General features: G+C 68.7%; 16 protein-coding genes and 1 pseudogene. 9 read left to right on the plus strand and 8 right to left on the minus strand.

Translation table 11 applies throughout. The features are described 5' to 3' along the window. The first annotated feature begins 23 nt into the window (after nucleotides 1-23). Entirely contained in the window at nucleotides 24-1,991 is a 1,968-nt protein-coding gene (locus BO221_RS55605) for a family 16 glycosylhydrolase (protein WP_198956263.1), read from the plus strand. Between the two features lie 147 nt (nucleotides 1,992-2,138). On the opposite strand, the gene BO221_RS36965 is transcribed toward BO221_RS55605, so the two are convergent. Next, complete coding sequence (locus BO221_RS36965; protein ID WP_073565584.1) at nucleotides 2,139-2,954, minus strand: helix-turn-helix transcriptional regulator; 816 nt, start codon at nucleotides 2,952-2,954, stop codon at nucleotides 2,139-2,141. A gap of 89 nt (nucleotides 2,955-3,043) precedes the next feature. Between BO221_RS36965 and BO221_RS36970 the strand changes: the two genes are divergently transcribed. Then, the gene (locus tag BO221_RS36970) at nucleotides 3,044-3,697 is read left to right on the plus strand and encodes a glutathione S-transferase family protein (RefSeq protein WP_073565585.1); all 654 of its coding nucleotides are present in this window, start codon (nucleotides 3,044-3,046) and stop codon (nucleotides 3,695-3,697) included. Between the two features lie 127 nt (nucleotides 3,698-3,824). On the opposite strand, the gene BO221_RS36975 is transcribed toward BO221_RS36970, so the two are convergent. Further along, nucleotides 3,825-5,189 carry a lipopolysaccharide assembly protein LapB gene (locus BO221_RS36975; RefSeq protein ID WP_073565586.1) on the minus strand — a complete coding sequence of 455 codons (1,365 nt, stop codon included), beginning with the start codon at nucleotides 5,187-5,189 and terminating at the stop codon, nucleotides 3,825-3,827. Nucleotides 5,190-5,422: 233 nt separating this feature from the next. On the opposite strand from BO221_RS36975, the gene BO221_RS36980 reads away from it, so the two are divergent. After that, the gene (locus BO221_RS36980; RefSeq protein ID WP_073565587.1) at nucleotides 5,423-6,385 is read left to right on the plus strand and encodes a serine/threonine-protein kinase; all 963 of its coding nucleotides are present in this window, start codon (nucleotides 5,423-5,425) and stop codon (nucleotides 6,383-6,385) included. 51 nt (nucleotides 6,386-6,436) lie between these two features. On the opposite strand, the gene BO221_RS36985 is transcribed toward BO221_RS36980, so the two are convergent. After that, nucleotides 6,437-7,858 carry a hypothetical protein gene (locus BO221_RS36985; RefSeq protein ID WP_143195902.1) on the minus strand — a complete coding sequence of 474 codons (1,422 nt, stop codon included), beginning with the start codon at nucleotides 7,856-7,858 and terminating at the stop codon, nucleotides 6,437-6,439. Nucleotides 7,859-7,897: 39 nt separating this feature from the next. Continuing rightward, nucleotides 7,898-8,026 (minus strand): annotated as a pseudogene (locus BO221_RS57705) (hypothetical protein); the annotation flags it as partial. A gap of 312 nt (nucleotides 8,027-8,338) precedes the next feature. On the opposite strand from BO221_RS57705, the gene BO221_RS36990 reads away from it, so the two are divergent. Further along, nucleotides 8,339-9,883 (plus strand): alkaline phosphatase, encoded by a 1,545-nt coding sequence (locus BO221_RS36990; RefSeq protein ID WP_143195904.1) that lies wholly within the window; start codon nucleotides 8,339-8,341, stop codon nucleotides 9,881-9,883. A 53-nt stretch (nucleotides 9,884-9,936) separates the two neighbouring features. Here BO221_RS36990 and BO221_RS36995 read toward each other — a convergent pair whose 3' ends face one another. Next, nucleotides 9,937-11,775, minus strand: a complete 1,839-nt coding sequence (locus tag BO221_RS36995; RefSeq protein ID WP_073565590.1) for a hypothetical protein — start codon at nucleotides 11,773-11,775, stop codon at nucleotides 9,937-9,939. Nucleotides 11,776-11,860: 85 nt separating this feature from the next. Here BO221_RS36995 and BO221_RS54255 point away from each other — a divergent pair, with 85 nt between their 5' ends. Beyond that, nucleotides 11,861-12,913, plus strand: a complete 1,053-nt coding sequence (locus tag BO221_RS54255; RefSeq protein ID WP_143195905.1) for a hypothetical protein — start codon at nucleotides 11,861-11,863, stop codon at nucleotides 12,911-12,913. An 85-nt stretch (nucleotides 12,914-12,998) separates the two neighbouring features. Here BO221_RS54255 and bla read toward each other — a convergent pair whose 3' ends face one another. Then, a complete protein-coding gene (gene bla / locus BO221_RS37005; protein WP_073565592.1) occupies nucleotides 12,999-13,889 on the minus strand; it encodes a subclass B3 metallo-beta-lactamase in 891 nt (296 codons plus the stop codon). Nucleotides 13,890-14,212: 323 nt separating this feature from the next. On the opposite strand from bla, the gene BO221_RS37010 reads away from it, so the two are divergent. Beyond that, entirely contained in the window at nucleotides 14,213-16,576 is a 2,364-nt protein-coding gene (locus BO221_RS37010; RefSeq protein ID WP_073565593.1) for an ATP-binding protein, read from the plus strand. Nucleotides 16,577-16,616: 40 nt separating this feature from the next. Here the strand turns inward: BO221_RS37010 and BO221_RS37015 are convergent, their stop codons facing one another. Further along, complete coding sequence (locus tag BO221_RS37015; RefSeq protein ID WP_233166422.1) at nucleotides 16,617-16,970, minus strand: SHOCT domain-containing protein; 354 nt, start codon at nucleotides 16,968-16,970, stop codon at nucleotides 16,617-16,619. A 342-nt stretch (nucleotides 16,971-17,312) separates the two neighbouring features. After that, nucleotides 17,313-17,960, minus strand: a complete 648-nt coding sequence (locus tag BO221_RS37020) for a TetR family transcriptional regulator (RefSeq protein ID WP_073565595.1) — start codon at nucleotides 17,958-17,960, stop codon at nucleotides 17,313-17,315. Between the two features lie 109 nt (nucleotides 17,961-18,069). Here BO221_RS37020 and BO221_RS37025 point away from each other — a divergent pair, with 109 nt between their 5' ends. The 3 genes from BO221_RS37025 (at nucleotide 18,070) to BO221_RS37035 (ending at nucleotide 20,743) form a co-directional block, all read left to right on the plus strand. Beyond that, nucleotides 18,070-18,714: a hypothetical protein gene (locus BO221_RS37025; protein WP_073565596.1), complete on the plus strand. Its 645-nt coding sequence runs from the start codon at nucleotides 18,070-18,072 to the stop codon at nucleotides 18,712-18,714. A 16-nt stretch (nucleotides 18,715-18,730) separates the two neighbouring features. Next, on the plus strand, nucleotides 18,731-19,867 hold the full coding sequence (locus BO221_RS37030) for an epoxide hydrolase family protein (RefSeq protein ID WP_073565597.1): 1,137 nt from the start codon (nucleotides 18,731-18,733) through the stop codon (nucleotides 19,865-19,867). Between the two features lie 102 nt (nucleotides 19,868-19,969). Beyond that, nucleotides 19,970-20,743: an SDR family NAD(P)-dependent oxidoreductase gene (locus BO221_RS37035; RefSeq protein ID WP_073565598.1), complete on the plus strand. Its 774-nt coding sequence runs from the start codon at nucleotides 19,970-19,972 to the stop codon at nucleotides 20,741-20,743. Nucleotides 20,744-20,752: the final 9 nt, after the last annotated feature.

Consider the following 20,752-nt stretch of genomic DNA (forward strand, 5'->3'; position numbering starts at 1 on the left):
TTTCCCCCTGCAACGGATTGCCCGTGAAAGAAATCCTGAAATCGCTCCAGAAACTGTCTGAGTTCTCGTACGGCGTCCTGCTCGCGATCCTGCTCCTCGCGCTGAGCCCGGAGGCGTGGGCCCAGGGCACCACGGTGCAACGGCTGGGCACACCGGGTCTGACGGCCGCGCCGGGCCAGTCCGTGACGCTGGCCATGCGCTTCAACGCCGTGCCCATGGCCGAGGACTACGGCGTCTTCGTGCACTTCGTCGACGCCAGCGGTGTCAACCACGCCCCGGCTGGCGCGGACCACTCGCCGCCCGTCGCCACTTCCCGGTGGAGCGGCACCGTCGCCTACAACCACACGGTGGCGCTGCCGTCCACGCTGCCGCGCGGCACCTACTCCATCCGCGTCGGCCTCTACCAGCAGCGCTCGCCCTGGGGCCGCGTCTCGCTGGGCATGGGCACGGGCGTCACCGTCGACGACCAGTTCCGCTACACCGTCGGCACGCTCACCGTGGGGGCGGCCACCTCCGAAATCCTCCAGCTCGCCACCCCGAGCCTCTCCGCGCAGCCCGGGCAGAGCGTGACGCTGGGGATGCGGTGGAACGCCGTGCCGCAGGGCCAGGACTATTACGTCTTCGTCCACTTCGTGAATGCCAGCGGCACGCAGATGCCGCTCAGTGGGGACCACCTGCCGCCGGTGAGCACGGCGACGTGGAATGGGGCCGTCTCCTACAACCGCACGGTGATGGTGCCGTCCAGCTTCCCCGCCGGCCAGTACACCATCCGCGTGGGGCTCTACTCCATGGCCGCGCCGGACACCCGCATCGCCCTGCGGGCCGGGCCCGGTGTCACGGTGGACGGTGAGACGCGCTACACCGCCGGCACGCTCACCGTGGGCCAGACGCAGCCCACCACCACCCAGGTCCTGCAGCTGTCCAACCCGGCCCTGTCCGCGCAGGCGGGCCAGACGGTGACGCTGGGCATGAGGTGGAACGCGGTGCCCATGTCCCAGAACTACTCCGCCTTCGTCCACTTCGTGAACGCGAGCGGCGTGCAGATGCCCCTCAGTGGTGACCACCTGCCGCCGGTGGACACCTCCGTCTGGAGCGGGGCCATCTCCTACAACCGCACGGTGACGGTGCCCACGAACTTCCCGGCGGGGAAGTACACGATTCGCGTGGGTCTCTACCCCCTGTCCGCCCCCAACAACCGCGTCACGCTGGCGGCGGGGCCGGGCGTCACCGCGGACAGCGAGACGCGCTACATCGCCGGCACGCTCGACGTCACCGGCGGCACGACGAGCTCGGGCGGTCCGGTGGGCCAGGACGCGAGCCAGTACGTGCTGACGTTCTCCGAGGAGTTCAACAGCGGCTTCGACACCGGCAAGTGGAACGACCACATCTGGTACGAGACCCCGAACCCCACCATCAACTACGCGGTGAGGAACGGCGTGCTGAAGATCTGGCCGCAGCGCGACGCGAGCGGGAGCTTCTTCAACCGCACCATCGACACGGACGGGAAGTACTACCAGACGTATGGCTACTTCGAGATGGAAGCGAAGCTGCCCATCGGCCGTGGAGTGTGGCCGGCGTTCTGGCTGTTCAATCACCCGGGAGACCGCCGCCCCGAAATCGACATCATGGAAGCCTACCCGGGTGGGGGCCCCAACTCCGGCTGGGGTGACGCCAACCTGCACCCGGTCGCCTTCGCCGCGACGGTGTGGCCCAACGGAGCGAGCAATCCCAACGCCGGGCACAAGACGCTGCAGACGGTGGACCTGTCGGCGGGCTTCCACACGTACGCGGTGAAGTGGGAGCCGGGGAGGCAGACGTTCTACTTCGACGGCCAGCCGTTCTGGACGGTGAACGTGAGCATGGGTGACCCGATGTACATCATGCTGGACCTGTGGTTCGGCAGCGCGAGCGGCACGCCGGACAGCACCACTCCCACCGGTGAGGGCAACTCCTTCGAGGTCAACTACGTCCGCGCCTGGCAGTTCAGGTAACAGGACTCGAGGGGGGCGCGGCCATCGACTGCCCCGGCCGGTCCGGCACCTCGGATGCTGCGGAGCCGCATGTCCAGCGCGGCCGTGGAGGCAGGCGAGGGGTGCTGGAGTACGTGAAGCCGCGCGTGAGGGGTGAGAGCGAGCTGCCTATACGCCGGTCGGGGTGGCTGTATCGCGGAGCAGCTGTTCGACCCCACGCGCGGAAGCGTCGTCCGCCGGTGAAAAGACAAACATGCTGAGACCGTCGCTGCCGTCGACGGAAAACACCGACGTCTCGAACACGAGCTCGCCGACATTCGGCCGGACGAGCCGCCTGTACCTCACACCATGCGTGTGCAGCTCGTTCTCGGCCCACAGCCGGCGAAAGTCCTCACTCGTCTCCATCAACTCGTCGACGAGCGCGGCGGCTTCTTCCGAGGCTCCCGCACGCGCGACGTCGACACGGAACGCGGCGAGGCACGTGCGGCGCATGTCCTCGCCATGCGGCAGGAACGCGGCGGCGTCGGGATGGAAGACCCGGCGCAGCATGTTGCGGTCGCGCTCGGGAAGCGCGGCGTAATCGCCGATCACCGCCACGGCGGCGCGATTCCACGCGACGATCTGAAACGTCGGCGTCTTCACGAACGCGGGCACGTGCAGATTGTCGAGCACGCGTTGCAGCGCCGGGGTGACCTCGGCGGGCGGCGTGTGGCGGCGCGGGGGCGGACGCGCGTGAGCGAGCAGGAACAGCATCTCGCGGTTCGTGTCGTCGAGCTCGAGTGCGCGAGCGAGGCGTTCGAGCACGTCGTCTGACGGCACGCCGCCGCGGCCTTGTTCGAGCCACGTGTACCAGGTGACGCTCACGCCGGCGCGTGCCGCGACCTCCTCGCGACGCAGTCCGGGAGTGCGACGCCGCTCGGTCGATTCGGGGTGAAGCCGCTCGCGGCGAGCGCGGAGGAATTCAGGGAGGGTGGTAGTCGCCATACCGGTATGCGGGCACGCCTTTTCTCGCTGACTCGCGCGGCTTACGGTTCGCGCCTGGCCCGGGCGCTGCTTCGGGCAAGGGAGTTCACATGCTGACGCTACATCATCTCGGACGCTCGCAATCGGAGCGGATCGTCTGGCTCTTCGAGGAGCTCGGGCTCGACTATGAGCTGAAGCGCTATTCGCGCCGGGCCGACAACCGGATGGCCTCGCCGGAGTACAAGGCGCTTCATCCGATGGGCACGGCGCCGATCCTCACCGACGGCGACCTCGTCCTCGGGGAATCCGCGGCGATCTGCGAGTATCTCATCCAGACCCATGGCGGTGGCCGGCTCGCCGTGAAGCGCGGCGAACCCGGCTTCGCCGACTACCTCTACTGGTTCCACTTCGCCAACGGGACGCTGCAACCGGCCGTCCTGCAGGTGTGGAGCCTGGAGCGTGTCGATCCTTCGGACCAGAACGCGCCGCTGCGGATGGCCAGGGGCCGGTTCAACATGGTCTTCTCGACCTTGGACCAGCGGCTGGGGGAGGTGCCCTACCTGGCCGGCCAGGAGTTGACGGCGGCGGACATCATGACCGTGTTCTCGTTGACCACGATGCGGCTGTTCAATCCGTACGACCTCTCGCCCTGGCCGAACATCCTGGCCTATCTGCAACGCATCGGCGCGCGGCCGGCGTACCGCCGGGCGATGCAGAAGGCCGAGCCGGATTTGACGCCGGTCCTGGGGGCCGTTCCGGCATGACACGGAGCGCATCAGGCCGTCAGCAGGCCATCCTGTCTCGCCGCTCCGCATCAGGGCGAGGAGGAACAATGACTCACGCACAACCGGGAAGCCCGGCCCGTTGTCCTCCACCAGCAGCGTCTCGCCGTCAGAAGTACTCCGGGTGCTCGGCAGCCAGCATTTCTTCCATGGCGCGGACGTCCTCCAGCAGCTTGTGGGCTGGAGCAATCCTCCGCGCCGCCTCCCAACACAGCCACGCCTCCCGCGGCTTGTAGTCACGCACGTAGAGGTCCCCCAGGTCCTTGTAGGCTCCGGTGAGGAACGGGTTGACCTCGAGCGCCTGGAGCAGCAGCTCGCGCGCCTGCTCTGGCTCGCCGAGCGCGCGATGGTGCGCCGCCTCGAAAGTCATGAGGACATGAGCCCGCTGTCCCGCTGCCTTCCGCAACCCCAGGAGCGAGGCGAGCACGATACGGGCCTCCTCCTTGCTGCCGGGCCGGCGCCCCAACGCGTCCCGCAGCTGGCGCACGTGCGGATCGGTTTCGCGCTGCAGGCTCTCGCCCATCCCTGGGAGCGACACTCCGGCTTCCAAATGCAGCTCCAGGAGCGTGAGCACGCTCTCGAGGATGCGGCCGTCGTCCACGGAGTGCCCCGCCTCCTTTATCCGCCGAGCCATCACCTCCTGGCTGTCAGGCACGGCTCCAGACATCACGCGTTCGATGAAACCGCTCGGCAGGGTCTCACCGGAGTCCACCACTCGGCGATAGCCATCGAGTGCAATCCCGTTATCGGGCACGTCGGCGACAGCCCCGAGCCGCAGCGTGACATCGCTCCGGGGGAGTCCGAACGGCTCCCGAACCTGGTATCGGAGCTCGCGCGGGATGAGGCAGGCCGAGGCGAGCCGCTCGAGGATGAGCGGGTGGCCCATGTAGAGGTACCGCAAGAACTGCGTGAACCGCCGGCTCATCTCGGGCGCTGATTCAGGTCCATCGTCCGCGTGCGAGAACAGGCGGCGCCCGGAGGCGGTGGCGTACACGGTGTGTCCCTGCTCGGATTCGACGGAGATATCGCTGGGCTTCGACGCGAAGACGGACCGCAGGAATCCGCTGAGCTTGTTGCTCCGAGAGGCCTTCGGCTCGGCGATGGTCCTTCCCCGCGCCTTGTCGAGCACCGCGAGCTGGTGCTCCACCAGGATGGGCTCGAACTGCGAGGTGTCGCCGCCTCCCGCCGCGACCACGGACCGGATGTATTCGCGGTTGGGCAACTCGAAGTGACGGAAGCACGCCTCCGAGTACAGTGACTCGTCCACGTAGGTCCGCGCGCCCTCGTCGATGGTGAGACGGCGGCGACGCGCGAAATCCAGGACGGTCTCGGACCCCGTTGCTTCACGAAAACCAACCCAGTCACGCCGCAACCGCACCTGCAGCCCGTAGGTCCGTTCAGGGACCGGCTGCGCGCCGTCGGGTCCGGTCTTTCCGCCGGACTCCGTGATGTCCATCTTCAGATCGAGACCCATGATTCCCCCTCTCCAACAGTTTAAGGGGAACAGCGTTCCGCTGGAGAAAAGACCTGTTGGCCAGCACGCCACGCCAACCCGGAGCACGACCCGGATGGGACTCACAGTGCGTACAGGGGGGCTCCTGAGATGGCTCCAGAGCGCTACTCGACGAGGAAGGAGGTGCGGTCCACCCGTGCGATCGGCCGGGTGCAAAACGACAATGCTGTCGGTGCCTGCTATTCATACGTCTCGTGACATCCCACGTCGGCAAATACCAGCTCATCCGCCAGCTCGCCGGAGGCATCGTCGAGGACTATCTGGCCAAGGCCGCCGGCCCGCGGGGCTTCGAGAAGACGCTGGTGCTCGAGTGCCTCCGGCCGGACATGGCCGAGGACGTGGCGTTCGTGGAGATGTTCCTCGACGAGGTGAGGAGCGCCGCCCGGCTCACGCACCCGCACATCGCACAGGTCTTCGACTTCGGTGAGGCGGACGGCACGTACTTCCTCGCCAGGGAGTACATCGATGGGCCCAGCCTGAGCAGGTTGATCAAGCGCGCGGCGGCCCAGCGGATGCTCCTGCCAGTGACACTGTGCGCGCGCATCATCTCGCAGGCCTGCGAGGGGCTCGCCTTCGCCCACGGCCTGACCCATCCCAAGACGAACCAGCCGCTGGAGCTCATCCACCGCTGCATCAGGCCGTACAACATCCTCCTGTCGCGCCAGGGGACAGCCAAGGTGGTGGACTTCGGCATCGACAAGCTCCGGTCCCAGTGGAGCCCCCGCTACCATCTCCCCATCGAGGGCCAGTTCGCGTACATGCCGCTGGAGGAGCTGAGGGGCTGGAAGGTGGACCGGCGGGTGGACGTATACGCGCTCGGGGTGGTGCTCTACGAGCTGCTCACCGCGCGCAAGCCCTTCGAGTCCACGTCCGACTCTGGCGTGGCGCAGGCCATCCTCTCCGAGCCCATGGTGCCCGCCGAGCGGCACCGGCCGGACCTGCCCGGCGCCCTGCGCGCCATCCTCGTCCGGGCGCTCGCCAAGGAGCGGGAACAGCGCTACCCGGACTGCCACGCGTTCCAGGCCGATCTGGAGGCGTTCATCCTCTCGGAGGGTGAGCCGGTGACCCCGCGGCAGGTGGCCTGGCTCATCCAGCAAGTCACCGCGAGCGATGACCCGGCCGTCATCGCCCCGGCGGCGCCCAACTCTGGAAGATGAGCGCTCCGCCCGAGAAGGGCCATGGAGGACGGGGAGGGGGCGCGGTTCGCGCTACTCCACCGTGAGCAGGAACTGGGCGGATGCCGGATGGCCCTCCACGGCGAGGAAGCGAGGCTCCCCGTCGCCCAGGTACCGCCAGGAGCGCGGCTCGACGGTGATGTCCAGCTGTCCCGAGCCCTCGCTCCGGGGCTTGAAGGTGACCTCCAGCTCCGCGGTGGCCCCGGCCTCCAGTCCGGCGGTATCCCCCACGACGTTCACGCGGTTTTCACTCACCATCGGGAGCGGCTGGCCGCGATACCGCACGCTCACGTCCACCACGCGAGCGCCGACGAGCGGCCCGGATACCCGCACCCGCACGGCATCACACGCGGTCCCGTCATTGCGCACCACCGCCCGCCACGTCTCGGCCACGGGCGCGGACACGGTCACCGGCGCCGAGGTGTGCTCGGTCCAGTGGATTGCGGGCGTCTTGTAGCCCATGTGCATGAGCGGCGCGCCCGGGCTCACCGGACGCTTCTCGGCGTGGAGGCGCAAGGGGTGTCCGGGCCTGGCGGTGAGCAGGAAGAGCGCGTCACTGTCCTCGGGGCCCACCCACCACCGGTCAGGCCCCGCGGGCGTCACGGACACGGAGGTGTTCCACTCCCCTACGAGCGTCTCGAGCACCTGGAGCCCGGGCAGGGACACCAGGAGGGTCTTGTCCTGCAAGAAGAGGAGCGCCCGGGCCGCGTCGAGGACGCACACCCCGGTGCCGCCCCAGAGCGGTTCATCCTCATCCTCTTCGCTCCCGTCGATGGCGCCGAGCAGGGTGCCGTCGAGCGAGAAGTGGACGAGCGCCGTCTCCCGGTGGTTGGAGACGAGCAGGAGGAGCACGCCGTGGGGAGTGGCCTGGGCCCGCCACGTGTCCTGCTCATGGCCCGGCTCCACCTCGAGCGCTCCCTCCGGCTGAGCCGCCCCCGGGCGGAGCACGTAGACGCGGCCCCGGCCCTTCTCCAGGACGGTGATGCCAAAGGGGCTCGTATCGAAGAACGCCCCATCGGGGGACTGAGGGAGGGGGAGCCCCTCGCAATACCCGTGCCCGTGCATGGCGCGCACGGGCTTGGGCAAGGTCATGGGCTCCCACCGCTGCCCGGACCCATCGGTCACGAAGAGGGTGGTCAGCTTTAGGGCGTCGTCCACCAACGTCCCGATGAGCCGGTTCCCATCGGTGGTGAGATCGAAGCACTCCCTCGGAAAGGCCTGGACGGGAGCGCTCGCGCCGGCCCCCACGGAGAAGACACGCCGATCTCCGCCTCCCACCCAAGCGTTCTTTGCCTCGTCGAGCGCGGCGAGCACCACGGGCGCCGGCGGATGGTCCGGCGCGTCTCCTCGTCCCTGACGGCGCACGCCCCCGGCTCCGTGGAAGACGATGAGCCGCTGGGGCCTGAGATCGAACAACCACTGTCCACGGGCCAGAAGACGGCGTGTCGGGTACATGGGCCCCGCACGATACCCACCGAGGCCCGTTCCCCGGCATCAAAAGCAGGTGTCGCCGCGCCGTATCCGTTCGCCGTGCCCTTGCTGGCCGAGCGGCTCGAGGATGAGGGCGAGCGTCTCCTGGGCGCGGGTGAGGGCCGAGGTGTAGGCCACGTCGAGCCTGAGGCTCTTGAGGTGCCGGGTGTCGGGCCCGGGCCGCGCGAGCCCTGGTCTGGTTTAGTGGCTGCTGCTCGGCGCGGGGATGCTGTGGGGCCGGCGGCGGGTGCGTCACCACCCGTGAGCCCCGTGACGACACCCTGACTGCTCTCCGGCCGGCGGGACAGGGGCCGAACCCGCCTGGCGGGGGGGGCGCGCACACGGGTGCTGAGGAGAACCCTCCCCACGCTCGGCCCGGATGAAGGCTGCCGAGCAGGTGTGTCCCGGGGGCGCCTGGTCAGGCGGGTGCTGGTCCGCAGCCTCGGGTATCCCCACTCTGAGTCCATGCGGACCGATCTCCCAGAGATGGAGCGTGCCGTGGCCGTGGGCCGCGTGAGCCCTCGGGGCGTACGACTATGGATGCGCTCGCCTGGAGGGGGAGCGCACCGGCTCGAGCTCTGGCTGGACGCGGTGCGCTCGGAGCGCCTCACCTACGCCTTCGACATGGGCGAGCGCGCGCACAGCGACCACACCTACGCCTTCGCCTACCCGGAGGATATCCCCGGCGCCCGGCCCCTCGAGCCCGTCACGCGCTACGGCTACCGCATCAGCCGGGCGGATGGCGTGCTCGTGGGGGAGGGCTGCTTCGAGACACTCCCCTCCAGGCCCTCACAGATGCCCCGGCGTTTCTGCCTCGGCGTGGCGAGTTGCCACCAGCCCTTCGACGACCAGGGCGAGATGCACGAGATGGGGCTGCGGATGCTGCGCGTCGCGCGCGCCGCCTGGGAGCGCTGCGACGTCAAGCAGGTGCTGTGGGTGGGAGACCAGCTCTATGCGGACTACCCCGAGAGCCAATCACTCTTCGAGCCGAAGTACTTCAAGACGGTGGCCCCCCCGGGCCGCGAGAGCCTGCTCGAATGCACCCACGACGAGGTGCTCGCGGTGTACCACAAGCGCTACCGGCGCAACTGGGGCCACCCGGCCTGGCTGGAGCTCCAGGCGCGCTTTCCAGGCTACCCCATCCTCGATGACCACGAGGTCGCGGACAACTACGGCACCCTGCCCAAGCACCACCGCAAGAAGTGGCGCCATCTGCGCGACGCGGCCGAGGAGGCCTACCGCCATTACCAGCACGCGCGGGTGGAGCCCCCGCGCCCTGGCTTCGAGGGCCCCTACGACTACACCTTCGAGTATGGCGCCGCGGCGGGCTACGTGCTCGACGTGCGTTCGGAGCGGCGCTCCGCCGACGGGGAGCATGCGCGCGTCTTCTCGCCGCACCAGCTGGAGCGCTTCGCGACCTGGCTGAACGTGAATGACTCCGCGCCGGTGCTCTTCATCGTCGTGAGCGTGCCCCCGTTCTTCATGCCCGGCTGGCTCTCCCGCATTGCCCGCTACGTGCCGGGCAGCTTCCGCGAGGACGCGCACGACCGCTGGACGCACCCGCAGTACCGCGCCGACCGCTGCCGCATGCTGGAGCTCATCCGCGACCACCAGCAGCGCCACCCCCGGCAGCGGGTGGTGATGGTGAGTGGAGACGTCCACGTGGGCTATGCGGCCCGGTGTGACTGGCGCACGGACCCGCCGACCTCGCTCTACCAGTTCGTGTCGAGCTCCATCACCCACAAGCTGTCCTCGCTCGACTGGCACCTGGCGCGTCACATGCCGCGCACGCACTTCGCGATGGCGGACCTCGAGGGGAAGTGGGCGCGCATCCACCTGCTGGGCGGCAGCATGGCGCGCGTGCTCGAGCAGCCGGTGGGCGGCCTCAATGTGGGCGCCATCGAGGTGGAGCTCGACGGCGGCCTCGCACGGCTCAACTTCAAGCTCTTCGGCGAGGACGAGGACACCCCCGGCGAGCCGAAGCTGCTGTTCGAGTCGGGCTTCCAGTAAGCCCCCACCCCGAGGAGCCCGCTGTGATTCCGCCCGGGCGCTTCGCCGCCAGCTCAGGACCGCTTCTTCATGTTCGCGTCGACCTCGACGACGGAGAAGTCGATCCCCACCTTCCTCAGCTTCTCCTCGAAGGCCAGCAAGCCCGGCTGACACTGGGGGACGCAGATGGGCAGCTCCGTGAAGTAATACATGTTCACGCTCTTCACGCTGACGTCCTTCCCGTCATTCTTCGCGGTCACCGGCTCGAGGCAGTTCGAGTACCCGCTGAAGCGCTCGGAGAACCTGACGCGGAACACCCGCCGGAGGATGGACTCGAGCTGGATCAGACAATACATCTCGGTGTGGATCCCCGTCCCCTTGTTGTTCTTGCCCTGTGCGTCCAGCGCGATGGCGCCCGATTGCAGCATGTTCGCGGCGGCGCAGATGTACGCGAACACCTTGGGCTCCTTTTGTCCGGGCACGGAGGCGGTGATCACCGCGAGCCCCACCCCGAAGTGCGTGGCGTTGGCGCCCACGAGCTCGTCACGGATAGCGGTGTAGGCGACGTGGTCACCGGCGGACAGCAGGATGTGGCTGTATTCCTCCTCCGGCTTCTTGGCGCTCTTCGACCCGGGATTGTTGAGGTTGTCGATCTGCTTCTTCGACGAGAGGACTCCGATGAAACCCTTGGCCGTGCCGAGATGCAGCGCCTCCACAATGCCATCCAGGTGTTCCTGGGTGACGCCATTGCCATTGCAGCCCATCCACCGGATACGGGTGTCATAATCGCCGCCCTGGACCACCGTGGTGTCGGCCTCGCCGGCCGTCTTGAGGCTCAGCTCGGCGATGTCCACCGTCGCGTCGATGGCCGTCTCCTTCGGATCCGATGGCAGCGAGAGCACCCCCCGGGCCGAGTCCCGGAGTGGCAGGAGACCTCCTCCCAGGCTGCGGATGGCCTTGTCGATCTCCGCGTTGGTCATGGCCGCGGCGAGCCAGCCCCGGAAGTTCTCCATGAATCGGATATAGTTCGCACTGCTGTCGTCCGTCACGGCGACCTGGTTCGCGGGCTTCAATCGCAACCAGCCATCGCAAATCTGGGCGATGGTGGCCCCGCGATAGAGGTTGTCCTCGCGTGAGAGCTCTGCGGTGGGCTCGTTCTTGTAGGCATTCCAGAGCACGTTCCACGGCTGGTTGGCCCGGAGATGGGGTTCGTTGGTCACCGCGGTCAGGAACGCCTCCAGCCCACAGTTGCCGTTCTTGTTGGTCAGCAGGATGGGAGTGTGGGGAGGCGCCAGTCTGGCGCACTCGTAATGCAGCCCCGAGTGGCGCAGACAGGTGACCGCCAGGGGCGTCGCCGCGTTGCCCGCGAAGAGCACCCGGGTGGCGGGGGTGGGCGCGGCGTTGATGTCGATGAACCCCAGCCCGACGATGTGGACCTGGAGGTTGACGTGGAAGAGCCGCGCCAGGGCCTCCAGCTCGGGGGTGCCAATCCACGAGCCGTCCTTGCGCAGGAAGCGGCGGTAAGCCGTCCGATGAGTGTGCTCGATGGGCTCGTTGTAGCCGGGCACGGCGATCCATGCCGCGTCCTCCCCGGCCTCCTTCTTCTTGACGAGTTTGAGCAGATCCTTGTCGAACCCCGAGGCCCCCTCGAAGACGCTGGCATCCACCACGTTCTTGCGTTTGCTCAGGCTCCCGGCAATGGCATAATTGATGTCTTGCACCAGCCGGAGCGTGACCTCCTCGTTGCTCTTGTCCTTGATCTTCGAATAGGAGGTGCTCAATTTCACATGCCGGGTGCGCATGTCCTTGGCGGATACATTCCCGTTCTTGAGGGCACTGAGATAGGCGAGCAATTCCCCGTTGAAACATCCCGCGCAAGTCGAATCGGTCTCGGCGTGAGCTGAGCAGGCCATGATGAATCCTCCATGGGCGGGGCGAGTTCACCGCGCATGGTGCACACGGTAACAAATGGGGCTGGAGTGCGCTAGATTGTGCTGAATGCCAACAAGACTGACCTGGCTCATCGTCGTGATCGCTTCAATCGCGTGGCCAGCGGCGTCCCATGCCTGCAGTTGTGCCGAGGACCCCGCTGACCTCCCCACCGAGTTGCGAAGGGCACGCGCCAGCGCGGTGGCCATCTACCGGGCACGCCTCCTGTCCGTGGACCCGGCCGCTTTCGGTGGCAAGGCCTCCGTCGAGGTCCTGGAGGTCTTCAAGGGCAAGGTCAAGCCAGGAGACAGGCTCGAATTGCCTTCCGGAGGTGGCGGCGATTGCAGCATCGCCTTCAAGGCCGGAATGGAGTACCTCATGTATGCCCAGGGCGAGAGTCCGGACTCTGTCTGGCATTGCTCACGCACACGGCCGGTGAGCGAGGGGGACGCCGAGCTGAGCTGGCTCCGCACGGGGCGGCTTCCGCCCGTTCCCGTGGCGCTCCAACGCGAGTCCGTATCGTGTGAGCCTTGCGACATCGACAAGATCGGAGGCCGCCTGATGGCCGCTCCTGGAGCGGCACCGGGTGTCTGGGAATGGCAGCCTCAAGCGGAAGCTTCGATGAAGGCTGGCCGCCCCTTCTTGACGCGCTCGGACCCCGACTCGAGCACCGAGCGCTTCGTCATGGTGGGCAGAGCGTTCGACGGCAGGCCATTCGAGTTGACCCAGACGCCGCACTACTCCGTCCACACGGCGTGCGAGCAGAAGGTTCATCTCCGTTGGTGCAAGCGCATCGAGGTATCGACTCCGGCCCCAGGCATGTACCCGCTCTTCCAGTGCGTCGAACCGGGAGAGGCGTCGCTGCAGTGCGACGAATCCACGAGCCGCAAGGCCTCATGGCAACCCCTGGAGGCGCTCCCCTCGGAGCCGTGCAACTGGTACTCGCCCAGCGAACCCTCCTGCATTCTGAAGAGCAAGCCACGGGCTCTCGCCAAGGGAGCCCCCGTAGCGCCGTTGCTGGTGTGCCGCCCCCTATCCGATGCCGGCAACAAGCGCCACTCGTGCCGCGTCGAAGTGACGCCCATGCCGCTGGCGGCACCGCCCCCGCCTCTTCCGAAGTGACGCCGGCGATCGTCTCCAGCCCCAGCTTCGAGTGCAAGCCGCTGTACTGGTGACGATCCTCCCTCCCCCTCAGCGCCCCTGGAAGCTACTCGACCTTGCCCTTCGCCTCCTGCTCCAGCCTCGCGGTGAACCTCTGGTCCGCCCGGTCCGCGTATGCGCGGCACGCGCCGGAGTCGATGAAGGCCTGTCGCCCCTCGCTCTCGCTCCGGGCCCGCAGCTCGAAGACGCGGCCAGCCTCCGGGTGGGTGGGGATCATCACGTCACACGGCAGGGTGCGGACCTTCTCGATGCTGCCGCGGAACTGTTTCACGCGGGCGGCGTCGGCGCCGTAGCGGAAGCGCGGTGCGGCCACGGCCGTGAGGCTCTCGGCGTACACCACGTTCACACAACGCTCCCCCTCGCAGCTGCGCCACGTCCATGTCGTCGCTCCGGGGGTGTGCCCCGGCGTGTGGTGCGCGGTGACGACGGCCTTGCCGAGCGTCACCGTCCCGCCGTCGGCCACCGTCACCACGTCCCGCACGGCCGGGTAGCGCATGGCGGCTCCGAAGCCCGCCAGGGGGTCATCCGGGGTGGTCGATCCGAGGCGCAGCGCCTTGGCCCCGGCGGGGCTCGCCGCCACCTTGGCACCGCTCATCCGCCGTAGCGCCGCGATGCCCCCGGCATGGTCGAAGTGCGCGTGCGAGTTGAGGATCCACTTCACGTCGCGCAGGTCGAAGCCCAGGGCGCGCACGCCCTCCGCGATGCGCTCCACGGACTGGGGCAGCGCGCCGTCCACGAGGATGAGGCCCTCCCCGCTGTCGATGAGGACCGACGACAGTCCGGCGACGCCGACGTAGTACGTGTTCCCGTACACGCGGAACGGCGCCTGCGGCCGGTTCCACTCCGCGCAGTCTTGGCAGTCGATGGGCGCGGTGTCGGGCGGGACGGAGGGGGCCGCGGCGGTGATGAGCGGGACGAGCAAGGCGAGCAGTCGCATCGGGGTTGGCTCCGAAAGTGGAGAGAGAGAGGCCGCCCCTGTGTGCAAGGAGCTTGCCGCGAGCTCCAGGCCGTCCGCCCGGAGGTCTTCGGCCCGAGATCGCGGCGGGCCCGCGTGCCGGACACCACACAGCGCCTCCACTCGACCGCACCCGGCGCGGCTTCGTGGACGCGGCGGTGGTTTCGTTGTTCACCCCGCCTGCCTGGTGAGAGGACGAGGGTCGCAGCGCAACGGATATTGGACGCTCGTGGAAGGTCCGATGCCGGCCGGTGAATCGCGGTATGCAGGGTGGGCCGACATCCTCCCACGGGAAACGAGCCCGCGTGTTGCCCCCCCGCTCCGTTCCGCTCACCGCTGTCCTCTCGCTCGTGCTGCCCGCGCTGGCCACGGCCGTGCTCCGCCAGCTCGTGGGCGCGGTCACCTGGGTACACGCGCCCCTCCACTCCTCCCTGGAGACAGCCGGGGGCCTCATCGCCCTCGCGGTCGCCGCGGTGCTGCTCTGGCGGCGTGCCTATGGGGAACCGGGCTCACACCTGCCGTGGGTGGTCACCTCGCTGGTGTGCATGGGGCTGCTGGACCTGACACACGCGGGGCTGCACACCAGCCCCGGCTTCTTCTGGTCCCGCGCCCTGCCCACGCTGTTGGGGGGCCTGCTCATGGCCCTCGTCTGGCTGCCCGCCGGCTGGACGCGGAGCCGCGCGGCGCGGCACCTCCGGCTCGCCGCCGGCCTGCTCAGCGTCGCCCTGTGCGCGGGCCTCATCGCTTCACCCCAGAGCTGGCCGCGCGCCTTCTCCGAGGATGGCACCTATGTCCTCTGGGCCCGGTTCATCAACATGGTGGGCGGCATGGGCTTCCTCACCTCGGCCACCTTCTTCCTGCGGCGCTACCGGCGCGAGGGGGCCGCCGAGGACCTCACCTTCGCCAACCACTGTCTCCTCTTTGGCGTCGCGGGCCTGCTCTTCGGGATGAGCCACCTGTGGGGGGCCATCTGGTGGCTCTTCCATGGGCTGCGCCTGGTGGCCTACCTCGTGGTGCTCGGCCACGTCGTCCGGGTGTACCGCGGACTGCAGGCGGCCGAGGAGGAGGAGCTGGTGCGGCGGCTCGAGCGGAGCGAGGCACAGATGCGCCTCGTCACCGACGCCCTGCCCGTGCTCGTCTCCTTCATCCAGCGCGACGACCGCTACACCTACGTCAACCGCGGCTACACGGAGTGGTTCAACCTCACGCGCGAGGAGGTGCTCAACCGCACCATCGCCGAGGTCCTCGGCCAGGCAGCCTATGAGGGCGTGCGTCCCTACCTGGAGCGGGCGCTCTCGGGCGAGAGCGTCATCTTCGAGCGCGTCATGCCCTACCAGCGCGGCAGGACCCGCCACATCCGCGCCTCGTACATCCCTCAGCGCACCTCACGGGGGGAGGTGGAGGGCGTCGTCGCGCTGGTGGTGGACATCACGGCGGAGAAGCGCGCCCAGGAGCGGGCGAAGCGGTTGCAGGCCGTGACGTCGGCCCTCTCGCGCGCGCTGACGCCCGAGGAGATGGCGCGCGCCGTGCTCGCCGAGGCCATCGATGGGATTGGAGCGGGCTCTGGCACCTTCTTCGTGCTGGAGTCGGAAGGCGGCCCCTTGCGCCGGCTGCATGTCCAGGGACTGCCCGCGGAGGTGGCGGCGGTCCACGCGAACATTCCCCTCGAGGCCCCGCTGCCCATCACGCACGTCGTGCGCTCGGGCACTCCGCTCTGGGTGGAGTCGGCCGAGCAGATGCTCCAGGACTTCCCGGACCTGGGCCCGGTGCTGAAGAGCGGCAACCAGTCCTGGGCGGTGCTGCCGCTGCTGGGAAGCTCGAGGGTGCTCGGCGTCCTGATGATCGGCTTCCCCGTCCCGCACCGGCTGGAGGAGGAGGAGCGCGCCTTCCTGCTGGCGCTCAGCCAGCAGGTGGCCCAGGCCTTCGAGCGCGCGAACCTCTACCTCGCGGCGCGGGCGGCGGTGCGCGTGCGCGAGGAGTTCCTGTCCGTGGCCGGGCACGAGCTGCGCACGCCGCTGACCTCGCTCAAGCTGCAACTGCAGTTGCTGGAGCGCACCCGCCCGCCCGTGGTGGGCGCGCCGCGCCTGCGGGCCATGGAGCGGCAGGTGGGGCGGCTCGAGTCACTCGTGGAGAGCCTGCTGGACGTGGGGCGGCTGTCGGAAGGCCGGTTGTCATTGGAGCTCGGCGAGGTGGAGCTGCGAGCCCTGACGCGCGAGGTGCTCGAGCGCCTCGCGGAGGTGCTGGAGCGGGCCGGCTGCGAGGTGCACCTGGATGCGCCAGCGCCGGTGCACGGCCACTGGGACGCACACCGGCTGGATCAGGTGCTGGTGAACCTGCTCACCAACGCGGCCAAGTACGGAGCGGGCCATCCCGTGCACGTGAGGGTGGAGGAGGCGGGGGGCGTCGCGCGGCTCACCGTCCGGGACGAGGGCATCGGCATCGCGCCCGAGGCGCTGCCGCGGCTCTTCGGCCGGTTCGAGCGCGCGGTGTCGGAGCGCCAGTACGGAGGCATCGGCCTGGGCCTCTACATTTCGCGCCAACTGGTCGAGGCGATGGGCGGCCGGGTGCACGTGGACAGCCGGCTGGGCGAAGGCGCTACCTTCGCCGTCGAGCTGCCGCTGCGGGCCGCCCCGGCCGCGGAGGAGCGGACACGCGTGACGGCCGACTGAGTGGGTGGTGCCCTTTTTTGAAGCGTCGAGATGTGTGCCTTCAGAGGCGCGCGAGAATCTCCGCCTTCTTCTGTGCGTACTCGTCCGGCGTGATGAGCCCGTTGTCCAGCATCGACTGAAGGTCCTTCAGGGACTTGACCGGGTCCGAGGGGCGCTCCAGGCCCGCGAGGAGCTTGTGGATGCTCTCAGGTCTCTGCTGCGGCGTGACGGGCTCCAGGACGACGAGCTGTTGAGGGTCTCCCGGGTCGACCTTCACCTTGAACCGCACGCCGGGCTCCACGATGAAGGCATTCCAGTCAATCGCCCGGCTCTTGTGCTTCACCTGGTAGGCGGGGCGGCCCGGCAGCTTCACTTCCAGCAGGAAGTCGTAGACGTGGGCCCTGTTGACTTGCATCGCCGTGCGCTCCATCTGGAGGATGGTGGCCTCGGCGGGTATTCCCTGCTGGCGGAGGCGACGCGCCGTCCAGCCCGAAGCGAAGTAACGCCCCCATTCCGAACGGCTGAATAACGCGACGCCGAGACCGAGGGGCAGGACCCACCCAGTCACGAACGCCACAATGAGGAACATACTCACGAATCACCTCGATGCGAGTCCTTCAGAGGCGGGCGGGAATCTGGGCACAAGTCGTTCATGCCGCGGCGACGCTACCACTGCCCCGTGACGCGCTGGGCGGTCCGGTGCGTCAACCCAATAGAATTCACCGCCCATTCTCCTTCGGGCGGCTCCCAGCCCATGTCAGCGGGAGCGCTTGCGGCCCTGGGCCGGGTGCGTTGCCGCCTTGACGACGGTGGCGAGCGCTTCGAACGCTTCGTCCACGACGGTGCCGATGTCCCTGTCGCCGCTCTCGGCCCACGCCATCATCGCCGCGTCGACCGCGGCCATCGACACGGTGGCGGTCAGGCGCGCGAGCATCGGGGTCCGTGGTCCTCCAGGCAGCCGTTCGGCGATCGCCGAGGTGAACTGCTCCCTCCAATGGTCCTGGGTGACGAGGAAGCGCCCGCGGAGCGCGGGGGTCCGGTGGATGAGCCGCATCAAGGCCCGGGCGCGTTCCGGGTCGCTGGAGAGGCGGTCGATGATCAAGTCCATGGCGAAGCGCAGCGACACCAGCGGCTGCTCATCCCGGGGACGAAGACGGAACGCCGCCAGCAGCGCCGTGCCTGTTTCATCGAACTCCCACGTGACCACTTCTTCCTTCGTCGCGAAGTAGCGGAAGAACGTCCTCTTGGAGATGCCCGCTGCCTTCGCCAGGTCGTCGATCGTCACGGCATCGAAGCCGTGCTCGATGAGCGGTACCACGGCGAGCTCCGCGATGTTCGCCCGGACCAGCCTTTGCTTGCGCTCCTGCAGAGAGCCAGGGGCAGGGGAGGGTTCCTTCTCCTTCATCCGCGTAGCTGAACCTACTTTCCGGACCCCGGCAATCCTGGCGCTGCATGTTGCCGATGGCACCGAGTGCCATTATTGTCGTTTGGAGGCAAAGGAGAGGCCCCCCCCCATGCTCAACCCCCGCTTCCTGTCCGCGGTCTCGCTCTCCGGGTCGAAGCTGTCGGCACGTGTCGTCGCCAGGGGGTCCTCGGGCATCCGGTGTTTCGGGGTGGCCAACGGGTACATCGTCTCCTCCGAGTCGACGGTCCCATCGGAAGGGCTGCTGGACCTGCTCGCCTCGGAGGGCCAGCTCGACCCCGGACTCGTCGAGCCCCTGGGCGCGGCGGCCGCGAAACGAGGCCTTCCGCCAGAGCACCTGCTGCTCGAGGAGAAGTTGATCCAACCCGCGGAGGTCGTCGGCGCCCTGGAGCGGCTGGCGACGGTGCGGTTCCGTGCGGCGATGCTCGGTGAAGGGCAGGCCGCGGCGGCGGCCGGGGGTGTTGGCCGTGGCACCATCCGGCTGCACCTCGGCGCGTTGCTGCTCGAACAGTTCCGCGCGCTGCCCGCCGACGCCGTCCGGCAATACCTCGGCGTCACCTCTGGAGCGCTGAAACTCCACGCCGGCGAGGATGCCCTGGGGGCACTCCGCCTGCAGCCCGCCGAGCTTCGAGCCGCGCGTCAGGCGGAGGTTCCCCTCGGGGGAGCGCAGAACGAGCGGGCCGTGCGGCTCGGCGGGGCCCTCCTCGCGCTCGGGCTCGCGACGTGGCATCCGTAGAGGCTAGCCTCTCTGCATGCCCGCTCGTCCCTACCGCATCGATGTCCACGAGAGTGTTCTCGCCGATCTCCACCGCCGACTCGACGCCACGCGCTTCGCGGAGCCGCTCCCCGGCGGTGGCTGGGCGCGCGGCGCCGATGTCTCCTACGTGCGCGAGCTGTGCGCGTACTGGCGCAATCAGTACGACTGGCGCAAGCACGAGGCCCTGCTGAACCGCCCTCCGCAGTTCCTCTGCGAGGTGGACGGAGTGGACATCCATTTCTGGCATGTCCGGGGCAAGGGCCCCGCTCCCATGCCGCTGTTGCTGACGCACGGCTGGCCCGGGTCCATGTATGAGTTCCACCACCTCATCGGACCGCTGACGGATCCCTCCGCGCATGGGGGCGATGCGGCGGACGCGTTCGACGTCGTCATTCCCTCCCTCCCCGGCTATGGCTTCAGCGGCAAACCTCGCGAGGCCGGGTGGGACACCGCGCGCATCGCCGCGGCCTTCGATCGGCTCATGGTCGAGGAGCTTGGCTACCCCCGCTACGGTGCGCAGGGAGGGGATTGGGGCAGCCTCGTCACCACGGCGCTCGGGATGAACCACGCCGCGCACGTGCTGGGCATCCACCTCAACATGGCCGTGGCGGCGCCTCCCCCGGGTGAGGAACAGAGCGAAGAGGCGAGGGCCGCCGGTCAGAAGGCCGCGGCCTGGCAGGCGGCCGAGGCGGGTTACAGCCACGTGCAGGGCACGAAGCCCATGTCGCTCGCCATCGCGCAGGCCGACTCCCCCGCGGGGCTCGCCGCGTGGATCGTCGAGAAGTTCCGCACCTGGAGCGACTGTGGAGGGGACGTGGAGCGCTGCTTCTCCAAGGACTGGCTGCTGACGAACCTGATGTTCTACTGGGCGCCCAACAGCATCGCGAGCGCGGCCAACCTGTACTACGAGACCTTCTCGCGGCGGTTGGACATGAGCGCGCCCGTGCGGGTGCCCACGGCGGTGGCGGCGTTTCCCAAGGAACTCTACGCGTCGCCCCGGCGCTGGCTGGAGGCGCGGTTCGACCTGCGGCGGTACACGGAAATGCCGCGCGGCGGCCACTTCGCCGCCGTCGAGACACCCGGGCTGCTCCTGGAGGATGTGCGCGCCTTCTTCCGCACGCTGCGCCAGTGACGTGCCCCGCGAGCGGTGGGTTCCCGTGAAGGGAAGGCTTGCTAGGCTTCGCGCTGCCGGCCGGTGGCTGGAGCACCCGCCGGCCTCGACAGGGGGCACATCATGAAGCGGTTGCAGAACAAGGTGGCGGTCATCACTGGCGGCGGCAGTGGCATCGGAGCGGCGACGGCCGCGCTCTTCGTCCAGGAGGGCGCCCGGGTCGTGGTGGTCGGCCGGAACGAGGAGAAGCTGCGCAAGACGATGCAGGAGATCAACCACGAGAACGTCAGTTACAGCGTGGCGGATGTCTCCCAGGTCGAGGACACCCAGCGCTACCTCCGTGAGGCGGTGGAGCGCCATGGCGGGCTCGACCTCCTGGTGAGCAACGCGGGCATCCAGGGGGAGTTCCACCCCATCTCCGACATCTCCGTGGAGTCCTTCGACTCGGTGATGGCCATCAACGTGCGCGGTACGTGGCTGGCCATCAAGTACGCGTTCCCCGAACTTCAGAAGCGCGGCGGCGGGAGCATCATCCTCACCTCCTCGGCGGGAGGACTCGGTGGGATGGGCGTCTCCTCGCCGTACGTGGCCAGCAAGCATGCCGTCGTGGGGATCGCGCGCGCGGCCGCGATCGACGGCGCGCCCCACCGCATCCGGGTCAACGCGGTGTGCCCTGGCCCCGTCGACAACGACATGATGGCCAACGTGGAGCGGACCATGGGGGCCGGCAACGAGGCCGCGATCCGGGCCTGGGTCGCTGGGCGTGTGCCCCTCAAGCGCTTCGCCTCCAACGAGGAGGTCGCCCGGATGAACCTCTTCCTCGCCAGCGATGACAGCAGTTACTGCACCGGCGGCGCCTACACCGTGGACGGTGGCTGGTCCTCCAGCCTGCCCTGAGCAGCGCGG

Source organism: Archangium sp. Cb G35 (assembly GCF_001896145.1).
Taxonomy (GTDB): Bacteria; Myxococcota; Myxococcia; order Myxococcales; family Myxococcaceae; genus Archangium; species Archangium violaceum.

Coding starts and splice junctions, on each gene's coding strand:
- BO221_RS36965 (WP_073565584.1), bottom strand. CDS start 2,954: ATGGCGACTACCACCCTCCCTGAATTCCTCCGCGCTCGCCGCGAGCGG.
- BO221_RS36970 (WP_073565585.1), top strand. CDS start 3,044: ATGCTGACGCTACATCATCTCGGACGCTCGCAATCGGAGCGGATCGTC.
- BO221_RS36975 (WP_073565586.1), bottom strand. CDS start 5,189: ATGGGTCTCGATCTGAAGATGGACATCACGGAGTCCGGCGGAAAGACC.
- BO221_RS36985 (WP_143195902.1), bottom strand. CDS start 7,858: ATGTACCCGACACGCCGTCTTCTGGCCCGTGGACAGTGGTTGTTCGAT.
- BO221_RS36990 (WP_143195904.1), top strand. CDS start 8,339: ATGCGGACCGATCTCCCAGAGATGGAGCGTGCCGTGGCCGTGGGCCGC.
- BO221_RS36995 (WP_073565590.1), bottom strand. CDS start 11,775: ATGGCCTGCTCAGCTCACGCCGAGACCGATTCGACTTGCGCGGGATGT.
- BO221_RS54255 (WP_143195905.1), top strand. CDS start 11,861: ATGCCAACAAGACTGACCTGGCTCATCGTCGTGATCGCTTCAATCGCG.
- bla (WP_073565592.1), bottom strand. CDS start 13,889: ATGCGACTGCTCGCCTTGCTCGTCCCGCTCATCACCGCCGCGGCCCCC.
- BO221_RS37015 (WP_233166422.1), bottom strand. CDS start 16,970: ATGCAAGTCAACAGGGCCCACGTCTACGACTTCCTGCTGGAAGTGAAG.
- BO221_RS37020 (WP_073565595.1), bottom strand. CDS start 17,960: ATGAAGGAGAAGGAACCCTCCCCTGCCCCTGGCTCTCTGCAGGAGCGC.
- BO221_RS37025 (WP_073565596.1), top strand. CDS start 18,070: ATGCTCAACCCCCGCTTCCTGTCCGCGGTCTCGCTCTCCGGGTCGAAG.
- BO221_RS37030 (WP_073565597.1), top strand. CDS start 18,731: ATGCCCGCTCGTCCCTACCGCATCGATGTCCACGAGAGTGTTCTCGCC.
- BO221_RS37035 (WP_073565598.1), top strand. CDS start 19,970: ATGAAGCGGTTGCAGAACAAGGTGGCGGTCATCACTGGCGGCGGCAGT.